Origin of the sequence: Leptospira neocaledonica, from assembly GCF_002812205.1 — a bacterium.
Classification (GTDB): Bacteria; Spirochaetota; Leptospiria; order Leptospirales; family Leptospiraceae; genus Leptospira_B; species Leptospira_B neocaledonica.
In genome coordinates this window covers 91,838-108,831 of sequence record NZ_NPEA01000003.1, presented here as the reverse complement: position 1 = coordinate 108,831, position 16,994 = coordinate 91,838, and the positions used below count along the sequence as shown (strand labels likewise).

General features: G+C 40.4%; 19 protein-coding genes and 1 tRNA gene. 10 read left to right on the top strand and 10 right to left on the bottom strand.

Annotation, left to right across the window (positions count from 1 at the left end; all coding sequences use genetic code 11):
* Positions 1 to 7 precede the first annotated feature (7 nt).
* Positions 8 to 1,789, top strand: a complete 1,782-nt coding sequence (locus tag CH365_RS05345) for an apolipoprotein N-acyltransferase (RefSeq protein ID WP_100767574.1) — start codon at positions 8 to 10, stop codon at positions 1,787 to 1,789.
* On the opposite strand, the gene CH365_RS05340 is transcribed toward CH365_RS05345, so the two are convergent.
* Together CH365_RS05340 and CH365_RS05335 are read right to left on the bottom strand one after the other, a co-directional pair.
* Entirely contained in the window at positions 1,786 to 2,937 is a 1,152-nt protein-coding gene (locus CH365_RS05340; RefSeq protein ID WP_100767573.1) for a hypothetical protein, read from the bottom strand. The two genes, CH365_RS05345 and CH365_RS05340, sit on opposite strands and share 4 nt — an antisense overlap.
* 113 nt (positions 2,938 to 3,050) lie before the next feature.
* Positions 3,051 to 3,485, bottom strand: coding sequence for an LIC_13246 family protein (locus tag CH365_RS05335; protein WP_100767572.1), 435 nt, complete (start codon positions 3,483 to 3,485; stop codon positions 3,051 to 3,053).
* Positions 3,486 to 3,769: 284 nt separating this feature from the next.
* Here CH365_RS05335 and CH365_RS05330 point away from each other — a divergent pair, with 284 nt between their 5' ends.
* The 6 genes from CH365_RS05330 (at position 3,770) to CH365_RS05305 (ending at position 7,646) form a co-directional block, all read left to right on the top strand.
* A complete protein-coding gene (locus CH365_RS05330) occupies positions 3,770 to 4,303 on the top strand; it encodes an RNA polymerase sigma factor (protein WP_100767571.1) in 534 nt (177 codons plus the stop codon).
* Positions 4,304 to 4,319: 16 nt separating this feature from the next.
* A complete protein-coding gene (locus CH365_RS05325; protein WP_100767570.1) occupies positions 4,320 to 4,652 on the top strand; it encodes a hypothetical protein in 333 nt (110 codons plus the stop codon).
* A gap of 10 nt (positions 4,653 to 4,662) precedes the next feature.
* Positions 4,663 to 5,016, top strand: coding sequence for a VOC family protein (locus tag CH365_RS05320; protein ID WP_244282998.1), 354 nt, complete (start codon positions 4,663 to 4,665; stop codon positions 5,014 to 5,016).
* Between the two features lie 137 nt (positions 5,017 to 5,153).
* Positions 5,154 to 5,729, top strand: a complete 576-nt coding sequence (locus CH365_RS05315) for a hypothetical protein (protein WP_100767568.1) — start codon at positions 5,154 to 5,156, stop codon at positions 5,727 to 5,729.
* A gap of 68 nt (positions 5,730 to 5,797) precedes the next feature.
* Positions 5,798 to 6,994, top strand: a complete 1,197-nt coding sequence (locus CH365_RS05310; protein ID WP_100722563.1) for an NADP-dependent isocitrate dehydrogenase — start codon at positions 5,798 to 5,800, stop codon at positions 6,992 to 6,994.
* 19 nt (positions 6,995 to 7,013) lie between these two features.
* Positions 7,014 to 7,646 carry a hypothetical protein gene (locus CH365_RS05305; protein WP_100767567.1) on the top strand — a complete coding sequence of 211 codons (633 nt, stop codon included), beginning with the start codon at positions 7,014 to 7,016 and terminating at the stop codon, positions 7,644 to 7,646.
* 32 nt (positions 7,647 to 7,678) lie between these two features.
* On the opposite strand, the gene CH365_RS05300 is transcribed toward CH365_RS05305, so the two are convergent.
* Both CH365_RS05300 and mazG read right to left on the bottom strand, forming a co-directional pair.
* The gene (locus tag CH365_RS05300; protein ID WP_208861162.1) at positions 7,679 to 8,524 is read right to left on the bottom strand and encodes a response regulator; all 846 of its coding nucleotides are present in this window, start codon (positions 8,522 to 8,524) and stop codon (positions 7,679 to 7,681) included.
* A 101-nt stretch (positions 8,525 to 8,625) separates the two neighbouring features.
* Positions 8,626 to 9,825 carry a nucleoside triphosphate pyrophosphohydrolase gene (mazG, locus tag CH365_RS05295; RefSeq protein ID WP_100767566.1) on the bottom strand — a complete coding sequence of 400 codons (1,200 nt, stop codon included), beginning with the start codon at positions 9,823 to 9,825 and terminating at the stop codon, positions 8,626 to 8,628.
* Positions 9,826 to 9,995: 170 nt separating this feature from the next.
* On the opposite strand from mazG, the gene CH365_RS05290 reads away from it, so the two are divergent.
* Complete coding sequence (locus CH365_RS05290; protein ID WP_100767565.1) at positions 9,996 to 10,514, top strand: DUF6580 family putative transport protein; 519 nt, start codon at positions 9,996 to 9,998, stop codon at positions 10,512 to 10,514.
* Between the two features lie 55 nt (positions 10,515 to 10,569).
* On the opposite strand, the gene CH365_RS05285 is transcribed toward CH365_RS05290, so the two are convergent.
* Entirely contained in the window at positions 10,570 to 11,823 is a 1,254-nt protein-coding gene (locus CH365_RS05285; RefSeq protein WP_100767564.1) for an LA_2444/LA_4059 family outer membrane protein, read from the bottom strand.
* Positions 11,824 to 11,958: 135 nt separating this feature from the next.
* Between CH365_RS05285 and CH365_RS05280 the strand changes: the two genes are divergently transcribed.
* Positions 11,959 to 12,210 carry a cation transporter dimerization domain-containing protein gene (locus CH365_RS05280; protein WP_100767563.1) on the top strand — a complete coding sequence of 84 codons (252 nt, stop codon included), beginning with the start codon at positions 11,959 to 11,961 and terminating at the stop codon, positions 12,208 to 12,210.
* A gap of 69 nt (positions 12,211 to 12,279) precedes the next feature.
* Positions 12,280 to 12,840: an LOG family protein gene (locus CH365_RS05275; protein WP_208861166.1), complete on the top strand. Its 561-nt coding sequence runs from the start codon at positions 12,280 to 12,282 to the stop codon at positions 12,838 to 12,840.
* A gap of 1 nt (position 12,841) precedes the next feature.
* Here CH365_RS05275 and CH365_RS05270 read toward each other — a convergent pair whose 3' ends face one another.
* From CH365_RS05270 to CH365_RS05250, 5 genes are all read right to left on the bottom strand, one after another.
* The gene (locus CH365_RS05270; RefSeq protein WP_100767561.1) at positions 12,842 to 13,939 is read right to left on the bottom strand and encodes an ankyrin repeat domain-containing protein; all 1,098 of its coding nucleotides are present in this window, start codon (positions 13,937 to 13,939) and stop codon (positions 12,842 to 12,844) included.
* A complete protein-coding gene (locus CH365_RS05265; protein WP_100767560.1) occupies positions 13,909 to 14,931 on the bottom strand; it encodes an AEC family transporter in 1,023 nt (340 codons plus the stop codon). Before CH365_RS05265 ends, CH365_RS05270 begins: the two co-directional genes overlap by 31 nt.
* 34 nt (positions 14,932 to 14,965) lie before the next feature.
* Positions 14,966 to 16,153, bottom strand: coding sequence for a M23 family metallopeptidase (locus tag CH365_RS05260; protein ID WP_279627746.1), 1,188 nt, complete (start codon positions 16,151 to 16,153; stop codon positions 14,966 to 14,968).
* Between the two features lie 33 nt (positions 16,154 to 16,186).
* Positions 16,187 to 16,258, bottom strand: a tRNA-Thr gene (locus CH365_RS05255).
* 5 nt (positions 16,259 to 16,263) lie between these two features.
* Positions 16,264 to 16,896 (bottom strand): DUF2889 domain-containing protein, encoded by a 633-nt coding sequence (locus CH365_RS05250; protein ID WP_100767559.1) that lies wholly within the window; start codon positions 16,894 to 16,896, stop codon positions 16,264 to 16,266.
* Between the last annotated feature and the right edge of the window lie 98 nt (positions 16,897 to 16,994).

Here is a 16,994-nt window from a genome sequence, read left to right as displayed (position 1 = left end):
GATACCCATGGATTCTTTTTTACATCGTTTTAGAGAGTTTCAAAAAACACTGTTTTTCGACTTCTTCTGTTTTCTCTGGATGGGGGGATTTGCCTTCTTAGCCTTCGCTCCTTTTTATCTCAGCCATTTAGTTTGGATCGCTCCATTCGGTCTCTTTTGGATCACTCATAAATATTCCGGAAGATACTGGAGACTGGTGGGATACGGTTTCCTATTTGGGGTATTCTTCTACGCGATCGCATTCCATTGGATCCATCATATGGCGATGGTCTTCGGGAATTTCCCTTGGCTTGTTTCATTTATTATCCTTCTTTTAGCGGGAGTTTTGTTCGGAGCTAAGTTTCCTATCTTTTTAGTCTCATATTCCTTCTTGTCTAGAAGAGCAGGCAAACATAGCGTTTGGGTGGCAGGAGTCTGCGGAATGGCCGCAGATATGATCGGGTACCAATTATTTCCTTGGTATTGGGGAAATCTTGCTGCGGGAAATATTATACTAGCTCAAACCGTCGAGATCACAGGAGTTTATGGACTTTCCTTTTTAGTATTCGTAATCTCTTATACTCTCTTTGAAACAAATCTGTTACATCTTCCCGAGATATTAAGATCCAAAGATAAAAGATCTCATTTTATAAAATTCTGGACCTTACCGTTTGCGTTACTTCTTCTTTTCGTGATTGTAGGTTCTACTTTGTATTTGAAATGGAAGAATGTAACTCCAACCAAAACATTAGAAGTTCTCGTAGTCCAACCGGATGCTCCTATGAGTATTCGAGACGAGAGAGGAAGATCTCCGAGAGAAGTGATAGAAGATCTGATGGGTAGAATGGACAAGATGGTGGAGAATGCCGTCCAAAGAGCCGGTAAAAATCCGGATCTGATCGTTCTACCGGAGGCAGGTATTCCATATTTTTCCGCAAATCGTGAACTACTAAAGATCAGAATGGGAGATCGGATTTATTGGCCTAGGTTCGATTCCTTGATGGTCTCTTTTGCAAATAGATACAAGGCTACAATATTCTTTAATGAAATAGATGCGGCTTATAAGATCAAAAGTTCCGGAAAAGAATATCTCAGATACTTTAATAATAACGTAGTATACGATCCGAATGGAGTGAGAAGGCAAGCTTACCAAAAACAATATTTAGTAATGTTCGGAGAGACAATGCCTTTCGAGTTCATGTATGATCTAAGTCCTCAGACTGGAAGGTTTGATCCAGGAGAATCTTTCGATCTTCTGCATTATTATTCTGATATTCCTAAGGAAAATCCTCCTACTGTATTACCTGTTACTTGGGAAAAAACAGAAGGGATAGATGCGGAATTTGTAAGAAATTATTATTCTCCGACTCATACAGAATTAAAGGACGAAGGTACATTTCTTCCTCTGATCTGTTATGAAGTAATCGTTCCGGAGTTTGTAAGAAAGTTCAAAGACTCAGGAAATCCTCAATTCATTGCAAATCTTACCAATGACAAATGGTATGGGACCACTACTGAAAGTGACCAACATTTTGAGTTAGGAAGATTAAGAGCGATAGAATGGAGAAGATGGCTAGTCCGTTCTACTAACTCCGGTATCTCAGGTTACGTGGATCATTTAGGGAATTTTATAGAAGGTAAATCCACTTCTCTTATGAAAGCGGAAACCAGTTGGCAACAGATCCAAGTGATTGATTCTCCTCCAGGATTTTATATTCTTTATGGAAACTTAATCCCTTGGATCATGATTGTTCTGACTGCTATATATTACGGAAATCTATTGCTTCGTACTAAAAAGTCTGCCGTTTAAGGATTGATTAGATAATAGGAAAAAATCCCCCGGAAGTTCTTATCTTTCGGGAGATTTCCTTCCGGAACTTGAGCACAGTCCAATTTGGAATCCGTGATATAATAAAGTTGATAAGGTTTCGTAAAGAATAATCGAACAAAGAACCGAAGTACCGCGGAAATATTCGAAAGAACATAGATCTGTCCTATAGTATGTTTTCGAGAGACAGTTAAACTACAGGAACCACTTTCATCTAAGTAAAACTTTTCTTTGATAGGAAGATGGTATCCGGAGAAAGGTTCCGTTTCCGATTCTAAAACTTCAGACTTCAAAACCTTTGCGGAGAATAACATTTTCCCCGAAGGGTCCAACGCACTTACGGTTCGAATCTCTTCTTCAGGAAAGTTTTCGTTTCCTATGAAACCGCCTGCAAATAATCTTTCACCTGCGCTATTAATGGAACGATATAATTCCCAACGTCTGCTGTATTTATACACTTCGTAATTGGTAAGAAGGTGTTCCATTCCCCCTCTTCCATTTAGTTCCATTCTATTTCCGTTCAAAACTAAATATCCTTTTGCAGGAACGGATGAGAATGCCATGTCAGCTTGTACAAAACTATCTTTTTCCGGTAGATGGATCTTTCCTCCGGACAGAGAAACTGCTTTAGACCAACCGGTTTTATAACTTATAACAAGTTCCGCGGTATCCGTGATCATTTTGATCTCCGGGCCGCCTTCTCCCTTATAAACAGAACTATCATAAATTTCTAATTCTAAATTTCCATTTTCCGCTTTAAGCTCGTCTTTGGAATATTCTCTGGTGGAAAATTGTGTCCCGTTTTGTTTGTCATAAACGACAAGACTTACTCCACAATTTTTGGTACCCGGGCCTAAATTGCTTACGATGAATGTGGCAAAGATCCAGGTCTGGTCATCCGTAAAGGAATAGTTCCAGGCCTGGAAATAACCTTCCTGAGTATAAGGGTGAAATCCCATTTCATGCTTGCTTGTTTTTCTGGCCTGGACCTTTGTTTCGTCCGCCTCTAGTTTCCATTCTCCTAAAGCGCAGAATACTAGCAAAAAGATCAAAATAGATTTAGAAAGAATGGTTTTACGTCGTTTAAAAGAACAATCGTTCGCCGAAGAATTTTCGGATAAGAAAAACATGGGGATCAATTCCTAACCTTGGTTTTATTCTCCGGCAAGCAATTCTTGTCCGGGGGAAATAAATTTTCCAAATTTTGTTTTTAATTGAAACGACTTATCCCCATATTTTGAAATTAGATACAATCCAAATCTATTTTATCTTCTTCCGATTTGGATGCCGGCACACAGGAGGATTCGAAAATATCGCTGAGACATCTGATTTCGAAAGAAGGATGATCCTTTACACCTTTCGCTTTCATTTCGTCCCTTTCCATTCTGATTCCATCCACATGGATCCAAGAATCGGATTCTGATTTTCCTTCCGTTTCGATGCACGCATAGATGAGGTATTCATAATCTCCGAACTTCTTCATGAAAATTTTAGAATATCTGAAATCTGTTTTTACCAATTTTCTCCGAAAATAACGAAGTTCGTTAGATTGGGACCCTTGGAGAGAATCGTAGAATCTGTTTACGGAATGTATAATTCCTAAAAAACCCAATTGATCCGTTTTCAATTTCATCCAACCGAAATGTTCCTCTATATCTTTGTTCCTTCTAGCCTTCATAAAAATCCTCCGGGGAGACGGGTTTTGGCCGAAGGAAATGGCTGAAAAAAATTTAGAGTTTTAGGAAAAAATGGGACCTAAGGGATAAACTTAGCGTTCCCATATGGGACCTTAGTATCGAACTTCAGGAGTTTTTATGCAGAGCATTTTAAATTCGAATGGGTTCTGGTCCGGAATTCTTCCTTTTTGGATCATTTTTTTTCCGTTTCAAACCAATTCTTATTAAAAAAAATCCAAGGAAAATCCCTTTGCTACAACTACTTCTCTAAGGAAAGAGAAACACATTGGGATCCTTGGACACGATTTACAGACGGGAAAGAGATAGAATCCTTGCATGGGTTCGTTCCAGGGTTGCGGATCCTGAAGAAGCAGAAGATCTTCTTCAGGAATCTTTTTTAACCGCTGTGACTGAACTGGATTCCGCGGGGTCTATAGAATATCTTTTAGCTTATGTGTATGCGGTACTTCGCAATAAAGTGGGGGACTGGTACAGATTTAAAAAAGCGGGGAAGTATTCTAACTCTCGTTTAGAGCAGGAGTTTTTCTTAGAGGACGCGATACCAGATACGACGCCAGGACCTGAAAAGGAATTTTACAGAAGTCTTGTGCTCCAGGAATTAGCGATCGCTGTAGAAGAATTACCTGAAGAACAAAAATCTGCGTTTGTGGAAAACGTGTTCGAAGGAAAATCCTTCAGAGAAATTTCGGAAGCCACCGGAATTCCAGAAGGAACTCTCTCGGCACGAAAATCTTACGCTAAGGATTTTTTAGCAAAACGTTTGAAGGACCTGAAGGTTTTCTTTCTGGAAGAGTTTTAAGTTTTGGAGGAAAACCATGCACGGTACAGGCGAGTTTAAACATAGATTAGGAAAATTTTTTCTGATCATTTTCTTTATGCCGCTGTTCTTCTTCGGTTTGGCCTATGCGGTTTGGCAACTTTGGAACTGGTTGCTTCCTGATATTTTCGGGATCAAGCAGATCACTTACTGGCAAGCTTTAGGTTTGTTCGTTCTTTCGCATATTTTGTTTAAAGGCGGACATTGGTTTGGTCCAGGTCATCACCATGGTCATCGAGAAAGAGCACATTGGAAACGTAGGATGAAAGAGAAGATGAGGCAGAAACTTCAACAGAAGTTAGATCAAATCGATCGCGAATTAAGGGAGTAAAATTATGTTTATGGAAGTAAATCATATCGGAATCACCTCCCGTGATCCGGAAGTAAGTGCGAACTTTTATCGTGAAATTTTCGGTCTCCCCCAAGAGGAGGAGACCGAGAGAGCCGCAAAAGTTCTTGGAATTGGAAAATCGAATATAGCGATCTATGGAGAGAAGAATGATTCTTCTGCTCCTGTATTTGGATCCGGATGTGATTTTGCTATTAAAGTTGATTCAAAAAGTTTCCACGAGATCGAGCAGAGATTATTCTCTCAAAGATTAGAATACGGTGTTCGTAAATCTGCTAAGACACTTTTTTTGAATTTCCAAGATCCGGATGGCTACTTGGTGGAATTGATTTGCGAAGAAGAATAGAATCTTTGCTTTATAGGACGGGCTTATTCCTTTGGTACTAATACTTTCCCCTATAAGCGGTATAGTCCAAACAGAATTCGACACCCAAGATAGAGATTGCCAAAAAAGACCGAGTAAAAAATGTACTCTTTACCCACATGGAAACGGAATTACTGGGCCTGTTCTGGACGGAAAAGATCAAGCTCAGCCAGTACACTATCCAAACCGTAAAAGATCTAAGCGATTCTCAGCTGGATCATACCGATGCGTTGGGCGAAACAATTCGAAGATATTTGAATTCGATAGTCGCTTCGGACTTTTTGTTCCGTCTTTCCCTTCCTGTTTCCTTAGGGATCAGCTCTATTCTTCCTATTCCAAGACAAACAGAGTCCGAGGTCGAAAAAGACCTAGTGAAGGTAAGAGACCTATTCGGTTCTCCGGCTCTTCCCAGTAATTTAAAAGATATAATCGTTAGCTCTGCAGAAGGTCTGTATTTCGAAGGATGTAATCCTTCTCTTCTCCCCACCTTACAACGCTGGCAAAAGATACTTTTACGTTTAGAAAAGTCCATTACCGGTCTGAATGGAAAAGATTCTTTAAAATATCGTTATTTTTCAGTCTTGGGGATTGTTTCCCTCCCGGTTGCGATTAATTATTTTTCCACCCAAAACCTATACTACCTCCGAAGCGGAATCTTGAAAATAAAGGAGAATCCTTCTTTCCCGAAGTCCTAAGTCCTTAGAAAATGGAAAAACCTAAGGTTTAAACCTGCAATCCATCTGACATTCTAAGGAGCATTCCAATGGCTAAAATTAAGGTGAAAACTCCTCTCGTCGAGCTCGACGGGGACGAGATGACACGTATAATTTGGAAAGAAATTAAGGATCGTTTCATTCATCCTTATCTTGATATAGAATTAGATTATTATGATCTAGGCGTAGAATATCGCGATAAAACGGACGATAAGGTCACTGTAGATTCCGCTAATGCTATTTTAAAATACGGAGTTGGCGTTAAGTGCGCTACCATCACTCCGAACCAAGATCGAGTCGTTGAATACAAACTCAAAAAAGAGTGGAAGTCTCCGAACGGAACCATTCGTTCCATTCTGGACGGAACTGTTTTCCGTAAACCGATCATTGTAAATAATATTCCTTCCGGAGTGAGATCCTGGGAAAAGCCGATCGTTGTTGGTCGTCACGCATTTGGTGACCTTTACAAAGACACTGAACTTTATATTCCGGAAGCAGGAAAAGTAGAGATCGTATTTACTACAAAAGACGGAAAAGAAAAAGAAAGAGTAACTATTAACGACTTTGATGGACCGGGAGTTGTGATGGGACAGTTCAACTTGGACAAGTCCATCTATAGCTTCGCAGAAGCTTGTTTCAATTATGCGATTTCTGAAAAGATCAACGTTTGGTTCGCAACTAAAGATACCATTTCTAAAAAATACCATGCTCGTTTCCGTGCAATCTTTGACGAGGTCTCTACTAAAAGAGCAGCGGAATTAAAAGCTGCTGGAATCGAATACTGGTATTACTTAATCGACGACGCTGTCGCTCAGATTGTTAAGAACCCGGGTGGAATGCTTTGGGCTCTAATGAACTACGACGGAGACGTAATGTCCGATATGGTGGCATCCGGATTCGGATCATTAGGACTGATGACTTCTGTTCTTGTTTCTCCGGACGGAAAATTCGAATACGAAGCGGCTCACGGAACTGTGACTCGTCACTACCGTCAGTATCAAAAAGGAGAAACCACTTCTACCAACTCTGTAGCTTCTATCTTTGCATGGACCGGAGCTCTTGCTAAGAGAGGAGAATTGGATGGAACTCCTGATGTGGTTGCTTTCGCTCAAAAATTGGAGAAGGCGGTAATCGACACTATCCAAGCGGGAGAGATGACCAAGGACTTAGTCCTTCTTACCACAACCAAAGGCCCGAAACAATTAGATACCTTCCAGTTCATGGAGGCTATCCAAAAACGTCTTTAGTTCAAAAGGGATTTCATTCGTGAAATTGAAAGACACAGACAAAAGAGGGAGCCATTATCGGCTCCTTCTTTTTTTGTTTTTGGTCGCTCCGATTTTTGGCCAAAAACTTAGTTTGCCCAAGGATCCAACTCTTCCGAACGAACCGAGTTTAGATGCAAGAGGGGATGCTACAAATTCTTCCAATTCTTCGAATAACCAAAATTCAGGTCCGAATGTAAAAGCATTCTTTTGCGACGGTAGAACCATCACCGGGACTTGGAAGGCCGCACCTAAAGAATTCTCATTCAAACATACGAGAGAGAATGTACAATATTCTAAAACCTTAAAGTTTGAGGAGATCTCTCGAGTTTTATTGAAGGCTTGGAAATTGATCCCGGGCAAACCGAATTCTCAAGGTGTTCCCTATAAGGCTGAACCGTGGGAGATACATTATAAAACCAAAAACGGAGAGACTTTCGAAAGAATAGGGGAGATCAAAAAAGATTTCGGAGAACTCAAGATCCAAAACGAATTGGGAGAAGCGAATTTGTTTTTCTATTGGATCGATCTATTATTCGAAAACAAAACCTGGTTTTCTAAATTGCCTAAGTTAGAAGGTGATATCAGAAGAGAATGCCATCCGGATGTGATCGTCGGAGTCGAGTTTCTCTAACCTATGAAGCAGGCTTCAGAAGCGAAACTAGACTATTTCAAAAAATCACAGATCTCTTGCATATCATAAGGTTTGGAAAATAATTCCACACCATTTGGGATTTTGTCTCTGGTAAAAGAAGATTCGCCCGCGGCGGAAGTGATCCCCAATCTAATCTGAGAGAACGCTGGATTCTTTTGGACGATACTACAGAGTTCGTTCCCATTCATTCCGGGCATGTACATATCAGTGAAGATCGCCTGGAAGTCCTTTGGATTTTCTTCCAAAATTTGGAGTGCATGTTTTCCGGAAATTGCGGTTTGGACTTCCGCACCTTTTGATTCCAATAATCTTCTGAACAATACTAGGTTCAGTTCGGAATCATCTATGATAAGTACTTTGCGTTTTTCTAAACTAGGATTCTTTTGAGAAGGATCCTTTTTCTCTTGTATCAGATCTTTTACGATCTCATCTATCGTAGACTGAAAGGAACTTAGTTCCTGGGATTTTTCTATAAAACCGTCGGCTCCAGCGTTATGAGCAATCATCCTATTTTCCTCAGTAAAATCGGAGGTTACGAATATGATCCTGGCCGCTGTGGATGCGAATTTTTCCTTCTTATCTTTACCTCTGATTTCTTTGCAAAGATCGAATCCAGTCCCACCTTCCAAATGGATCCCTAAAGTGATTAAGTCGAATTTATTCTCCCTGGCAAGTTTGGCAGCTTCTTCCATAAGAGATACTTTTTGGACTGCGAATAAAGATGAGGAGAATTCAGCGGAGATAATTTCAAGGATGACCTTGCTTGTATCTACGATAAGTATTTTAAGTTTTTCTGGAGGCAAACCGGAACCTTCTTTAAGGTCGCCTTGGTAAGGTATTTCCTTGTTTGCATTCATGATAATGGAGACGGATAGAACTTTCGATCTAGATTGGAAAATCCGTGTCTTTATTAAGGAAAATTATTAAATAATTTATTAACGCTGTATCCCATAACGGATCACCCTTCTTTTCCAGATATTGCCTTTGTATAATCGTGGATCGACCCTAAAATTGCCTCATATATATCTTCCTGGGTTTTATAAGAATTTCCAGACAAATCTTCCCAGGCTCCAGGATTCTTTTCGGATAAATTCAAATAGAAAATTGGCTGGGCCTTTCTTCCCCAAGGATCTGCACTCGGTAATAATGTCATAGATCCGAATGCTGAAAATACCAAAGAGTACTCAGCCGATTGGTAGGAAAAACTATAAGTTTTGGGCCAATCCGTTTCAGGGATTTGTTTCCAAATTAGAAAAGAAGAAAGCCCGCGGATTAGTTCTGAAACGATCGCCTGCTTTTCTTCCAATGGATTTTGAGTTTGTTTTTGGATTCCTTTTTTTGCTTGGTTCCAGAGTTTTTCCAGCTCATCTAAAGGGGTTTCCGAAAATTTACGATCCGATTCTCCTAGGCGTGTTTCTATATATTCTATTCGATGTTTGAACTTTGTATTGGTTCTAGTGAGAGAAGATTCTGCAGATACCCCTAACTTTCTCGCCAGATTCACGATAGTAAAAAGTAAATCTCCCAATTCTTCTTCTATCCTAATTTGATTGGAAGAAGGATCTGAAATTCCTCTGATCTCTTCTAAGAATTCCTGCAATTCTTCATTTAGTTTTTCTTCTACACCCTTTATATCTTCCCAATCGAAACCAGCTTTGGCTGCTTTTTTTTGGAATTTTTCCGCCTTTAATAGAGAAGGGAATGTTTCAGGAACCTCGGATAAAATGGATTTAGACTTGGAGGTTTTTTGTCGGAGTTGTTTTTCTTTTTCTTTAAATAGATCCCAGTTAGCGACTACCTCGTCCGCAGAAGAGATATCCTTGGTTTCCGGATCGAATACGTGAGGGTGCCGAAGTACTAATTTTTCCGCTACGTCTTTCGCCACTTCTTCCAAACCGAATGCACCTCTTTCGGATGCGATTTGGGAATGAAGAACCACTTGGAATAAAAGATCTCCCAATTCTTCCTTAGTATTCTCGTCGTTCCCTTTGAGAATTGCTTCTACTACTTCCTGGGATTCTTCGATCAGATAAGGCACCAAAGTAGAATGTGTTTGTTCTCTATCCCAAGGGCAACCTTCCGGACTTCTGAGTTTAGAAGTTATGTCTTGGAGAAATGCCATCGAGTTCGGATAGTCTTTCGGATCGGGAGCTTTCATTAAGTACTAGGCTCGATTTTTGATTCCGAATTCCCAGCCTTTTTCCCGGAAATGAAGATTGACTGGTGGATTTCTCCTAACATCCTATCCGAAAATCCCTGATTAATCCTAAGTGCTTTTCAATTTGAAGGACTTATGCTAAAATCGGGTAAAAGGATACCAGAAAGAACATGTCACTATCTAAAAATTTGGTAGCTTTCGCATTACTCGTACTTGCGGTTCTTAGTCGTTTTCTTCCTCATTTACCGAACTTCACTCCGGTTTTGGCGATTTCCATTTTCGGCGGAGTTTATTTCTCTAACCGTTGGTTAGCGATTGCTCTTCCTTTGGGAATTATGCTGATCAGCGACTTGGTGATCGGACTTCACGAAATGATCCCAGTGATTTATGGATTGTTTGTAGTTTATGCAGTCGTAGGAATGAAAATTAAAGATCGTTTGGGCCTTGGATCTCTTGCGATTGCCGGTCTTGCAGGTTCTGTTTCATTCTTCTTAATCACCAACTTCTTCGTTTGGTTGACTTCCGGAATGTATACTTTGAATGGACTCGGATTAGTAGAATGTTATATTGCTGCGATCCCTTTCTTCAAATATAGCCTGCTCGGAGATTTCACTTATGTTTCCGTTCTGTTCGGTTCCTATTATCTATTGGAAAAGAACGGATTTGTGGCTTCCACTCAAACAGCTTAATTTTCCAATTTCAAGCGCCGTACTCACAAACGGCGCTTTTCATTCTTCTTCCTTCCTAAATAGTCAAAGTTAAACTTAGATAAATTCCATAAAATTTATCATGCACTTCTTTCTGTAAGGCCGAGCCTGTGGAGATTTGATCTAAAGGTTTGGATACCTGATTTAAGAATAATATATCTCCGGGTGATCCAGGAAGAACATTCGGATTATAATTATAACCAGAAACTTTAGAGATCAATTCCGTATATTGGAATCCTAATGTGTATTTCAACCAACGGCTTCTGAGTAAGGAAAGACCTACATCAATTTCGTATCCGGTTCTACTGAGCAGATTTTCTTTTAACCCGCCCGGAGGAGCAGTATCTAAAATATAAGGTCCTGAAATTCCGTTTAGAACACCTTGTGTGTTTCGATTATAATGTCCTACAGTTCTGAAATAATCCGCTTTGAAATGCCCCACTAAGAATGCGTTAAAATTTTTGAAGATCCTAACTCCAATCTGAGGACCAAGTCCTCCTGCTTTTTCTTCCGATTTTCCGAACCCATAATTCCCAGGGATCACTCCATATTCGCTGGAGATGATATCTAAGTTTCTTGCCCCTACTGCGAAACCAATTCTTCCTGTTGCGGTATGCATATACCAAGCAAGGTTCAAAGAATAATCCAATCTTCTGTATTGAACGGAATGATATTGGACTGGGGCAAGTGCTGACAATGCGGATGCAGTGTCCACGGTTGTGTAAGAAGGTCTAATCTTTAGATCTAAATAATTGAATTCTATCCCGAAAGTTTTGGCAGTATTTAAATAAGAAAGTTTGATCGGAAATGCTGTTTTAGTATTTCCTTGGGGACTGGAATAACTTGTGATACTGTCGTTTAACAAGTTCGGATTTACTCCGGCGCCTGCAGCAGTTGTTTGCGCGTTCTGATAAGCACCGGAAGCAGAAAGGATGGCATTGTAATTATTAACGCCGATATTCTTTTGTCTGGCCATTACCTCCGATTCCCAAGTCGATTGTAATGCTGCGAATTGGATGTCCAGGGTAGGTCGATCATAAGGTTTGGACAATTCCCTATCATGAAGTTCGTTTCGGACCTCTGCAGCTTGTTTTCTTTTTTCTGCGGCGAGTAATGCCAGCCTTCTTCTTTCCGCTTGGACTTGGGACTTGCCGGCCTGGTATTCCAGCTCGTCTGCTTCTTTTTCCAGGGCTTCCGGATCCGGTAATTTGCCCTGAGAATATACAGGACCGGAAACGAACAGAAAGATGCCTAAGAATATGGATGCGGAAAGTTTCAGGAAAGTCTGCAAGGTCTACCTCTAAGTATTTCGCGTGGCTTTGTAAACGGAAAGACTAAGTATCTTGGACGCAAGACTCCAATTCTTTTTTATAGGAAGAATGAAAAAAGGGAGGAAGTATTTTCCTAAAATCGAAAGTTTTGAGGTATGGCTTTCGACTTTTCGGATGAATATAAAGAGATTGTCCGAAACATTCTTTCGGATCGGTTCTCCCAGGTTTCTAAAATTTATGATCTGAAAGCCAGATCTAAGGGAGAAAGGAAATTTCTTGAGTTCAGATTGGAGTTCAAAAAGGAAACCGACCCTTCCGAATTTCCTAAGATCTTGGGAGCTTTACTAGACGAATTAAAACAAGAATTCCCTTATACAGAGATCATCATTTATCCGAACGAAGGATAGATTCAAAATCTTTCTTAAGATCTGTTCCTTCTCTCAAATCAGGTTGCCAAACCTCCTTCAAAATCGATCCTGACTCAGATGAAACCAGCCATTTGTGTATTCTGCGGGTCCAGACCTGGAAAAGAACCTCGTTATCTCCAAGCCGCAGTATTCTTAGGTCATCTTATGGCCACAGAGGGAGTGGGACTGGTGTATGGTGGAGCTACCTCAGGATTAATGGGAGCAGTTGCAGATGCCGTTTTAGAAAAAGGCGGAACTGTGATTGGAGTTCTTCCCGAGTTTCTATCCAGTAAAGAGATTGCTCATAAAGAAATTACAGAGTTGATCTTAGTTCCAACAATGCATGAAAGAAAACTTCTCATGTACGAAAAGTCCATTGCATTTATTGCTTTGCCAGGTGGGATCGGGACCTTAGAGGAATTGGTAGAAGTTACTTCATGGAATCAGCTAGGAGTTCTTTCTAAACCGATAGGTATTCTGAACGTAAATGGCTTTTTTGATCCGCTACTGCAGCAACTGGATCATATGGTAGAGGAAGGTTTTTTAGATTCTCAAACCAGAGAATGGATAGAAGTTAGCGCAGATCCGGAAGAACTTTTCGAAAAGATCATCAAAAGAAGTAGGATCTAAATTATTTTCCTTCTTCCGGATTCAGGAATTGTTTAAATATCTGTTGAAGTGCAGGACTTTCAGAAGCTTCTGCAAGAGCTAAAGGAGAATTTCCCTCCTTATCAGTAGAATAAGGAGAAGCTCCATTTTTCATTAATAATTCGATCAAATCTGTTTTCCCGGATTTTACGGCAAGCAATAATGGTGTGCGACCAAGCATGTCCCGAACTTCTGCGTCGTAACCGTTGCTTAGTATTTTTTCCACAGTATCCGTTTTTCCTTCAGAAGAAGCTCTGAATAATAAAGTGATCGTGGCCTTATCCACTACCTTCAGGGTATGATGGAATTTCATTCTATAAGCTTCTTCTTTAGCTGTTTTACCGCTTAGGTTTCTGGCCAAAGGATCCGCTCCGAGATTTAATAATCTTTCCAGACATTCTACGCTATCGTATAATGCGGAAAGTAAAAGAGGAGTATTTCCGTCTTGGTCCTTATTCTCCAATAAAGAACGCACTTCTTTATTCTCAGAGAATAAATCTAATATCTCATAATCATTATGTAATGCGGTAAGATGGAGGATAGTCCGGCCTTCGGAATTTTTCTTTTTAGGATCAGCACCTTTGGTTACCAGATATTCTGCGATCTCTAAATGGCCCATATCCACTGCGAGTAAAAGTGGAGAATAACCTTCTCCATTTCTGGATTCTATATCAGGAGGATGATTGGGTAGATCGAATAAGATCTCTACTAATTCTAATTTTCCGGAGCTGATCGCTCTGGTTAGAGGAGTGTTCCCGTCCATATCTCTGAGTTCAGGATCTGCACCGTAATCCAAGAGAATTGTGGTGAGTTCTGTATTTTCAGATTCCAATGCGAGAAGTAGCGCTGTCTCTCCTCTCGAGCTTGTTTCATTTGGATCGGAGCCGTATTCTACTAAAAGATTGGTGGCTTCTTTATTTCCTTCTTTGATGGCCCAATACAAAAGTCCGCAGCCATACGAATCTCTCAGTTCAGGAAATTCTTCTGCAAAACCATCTCTTGTCGCAGCCTCGGATAATAAGGCGCGAAGGGTTCCGTTGTTACCTGTTTTTACTGCCCGAAAAAGATCGTTCCAGTCCACGCCTGATTCTCCAGGAGGTAATACAATCCCAAGGTCGTTAGAAAAGAAAGCGGTATTCCAATTCCGACTAGGGAAACGGCCAATCTAGGCGCAAGTCTCCATTCTGCTGCGAGAAGACTTCCGGTGATCATAGGAGCCATTGCCGATTCCATGATTAGTATCTTAAAATTTCGGAGAAAATCTGCGCCTAAATTCTTTTCGGAATAATGGAAGAAGGTTCCGAAACAAAGCCAGACCAAGACGGGGCCGATGATCAATTTGAATACTAAGCCGAATAACAAAGGAATTCTTATCCTACTAGAATCATCTGATTCTCTCTTGGGATTTTCGGCATTTGGTTCTTCAGAATTGATGCGAATGGTTCCAGGAAGTTGGTATCCGACTGAAAAAAGAGCTAACGGGATCAGGGTATCTCCGATCCTTGAGATCGCTGATTCAAGCTCTGGTGGAACCGAAATCGGACGAGAAGCCAAAGAGACCAATAACGCGATAAAGGGAGGGAATGTGAATAATGTCTTCCAAAGTGAGGACTTGGTTTCTGAGGATTGGAGAGCATGCCTGGCCTTTGTTCCTAAATAAGTTCCAGGAATGGCAAGAGTGAGAAATGTTCCGAGTTGGTCAATGATGAGTACTGTAGGAAGTCCGTCTTTCGAATAATAGGACTCTATCAGCGGTATTCCTAAAAAGGAAGTGTTTCCTAATCCTGCGGAAAGGCAAAGACATATGATTGTGCTTTCTTTCCAATTTAGGAATTTTCCTACTAGGCTGAAAAATAAAAATCCGAATGCGAATAATACCCAGGGCATCGCCGCAAAGGTTAAGAAGTTCCCGTCCAGAGAAGCATGACGTAGAGGTCCGAACTCCATACAAGGAAGGGAAACAGTAATGATAAATGAATTAATAACCTTATGAGAATCGGAAGGAAATTTTCCTTTGCTACGGATAAGTATTCCGAATAGAAAGCAAAGCCCGATTACTATAAAATTAGACATGGATCGATCCTTTTCACCCGACCGCTAATTTAGGTCAAGGAAGGATTTGTAAGGATCTTTCTCCGATTGCTTTTTCTTCTAGATAAAATTTGATCTTATACTTTCCAGCGTTCAAGACGGGCGATATTTCCCATGCCACGAAATTGATTCCGCCCGGGATTTTTTCCTGAAAGGTAAAACTTACCTTTTTGGTTTTTAAAGAAATGAATTCTGCCTTAAAAGTATAAGGCCCGGATTTATAGATCGGGATAGAAAGATAAAATTTCCTTTTTGTTTGGATCTTATCGGGACAAGTTATTGGCTTTTCAGGATCCGGAATGGAATGGCTGATACACAATTCTTCTAAATTGGTAATCGGAAATCCGGGAGGAGTTTTTCCGTCCGGAGTCCAGTAAGCATTCTCCTCGCTTAAATATTCTTTTTCTTCGGATTCTGTTTTGAAAATCGTCGCAAAACTTTTTTTCTTACGGTTCTCTTCCGGTTTATAAACTTCGAAGTGAAGATGAGGTCCGGTGCTGAATCCAGTGTCTCCGGAGAGTCCGATTTTTTGCCCTGCTATTACCTTCTCCCCTGGTTTTACGAATACACCTTTGGATTTTAGATGTCCATAGATTGCGACTGTTCCATCCGAATGTTCTATCACGATTCGATTTGCTTTATCTATAAGTTTAGGGTCCCTTCTTCCTTCTGTAAATTTGTCTTCTGTTTCTACTACGATTCCATCTCTTGCTGCTAAAAGTGAAGTTCCTTCCGGGAGGACGAAGTCTAGTGAATAGGCTCCTCCACCTTTATGTTCTTCTCCGCTATTATAACCTACTGAGATCCAAGATTTGCCTTCGTAAGGAAGAGTATATACATAAGTTTCGTCATGTTTTGCGGATAAGTCCCCGTAATAGGCAACTGCCAATACTGCTACCGAAATGGGAGCATCCGTATTCTCTTTCTTTTTGAACGTCAGTACCTTCTTCTTTTCTGAATCGTTTAATACAAAAGAGATCGGGCTTTGGGGTTCTGTTTCTATATTAGAACCTTCGATTGAAGTATAAACTGTGATATGAGTTCCAGGGATTAGATTTTTGGCTTGGAGATAAACTGAGGTTTCGTTGTTCTCCGTTTCTATTGAAGAACAGATATTTTTTTTATCACAGTTTTGGGTGATATCTGCAAAAATCGGGCAGTACCAAATGGATAAAATAAATATCGTAAAACTTCGGATCATCATATTATAAGATCGGAATTTTAAGGAAAATAAGACAGCCCGCTGCCGGAATTGAACCGGCGACCTTTTCATTACGAGGGAAATGCTCTACCCCTGAGCTAAGCGGGCAAACTTTAACGATCGCCTCTGGCACTTCGAAATTCTTTTACCATCAAAGAAGTAATACTGTCAAGAGGTTTCACTTGCTGCTTCAATTCGGGAGTTTCATGTCTATCTGAGAAACTATAACAGGAATTTCGGACACCTTTGTCTTTCATCCACCAATGCCGTCCGATCTCTCTTCTGGATTTTGGATCCAAGTCACCTTGGTACATTCTGTATTCATCCCATTCAGGTGGAAAATTTCTTTCCTTTAAGAAGAAAGCGTATGCAGAAGAAAAACTTTGGGCAGCGTTTTGTAGGAGTTCGTTTATATGAAGGCAACCTATCGTTTTATCCTCGGGGAATTTTCTCATAATTTTATTATAAGATATATCTTCTCCAATAAGATATGAATAAGTTTTGATCGCATGAGGGCAGGTTTCGTAAGGAACTCGATCTTCCTCAACATCGAGATCGATAATTTTCATCGTAGCTAAATTCACCAACATGTACAAAGTCATGTCATGATATGGATCTCTTTGGCTGACTTCTATCAAGCAGCTTGGAGGACTTTCTTCGGGAAACCAATAATATCTACTTTCGTACCTGCGCTGGAAGCCGCAGTCTTTGTATCTGATCTTTTGTTTTAATTGGGAAAGTGCCATACATTCTCCTGGTTCCTTTTTTTTCCCGAGAGATAGACCTGAAAGGATTTTACCGTGTTTTTATTTGCTTTTTTAGCATTCTTACCTATTCTTCTACC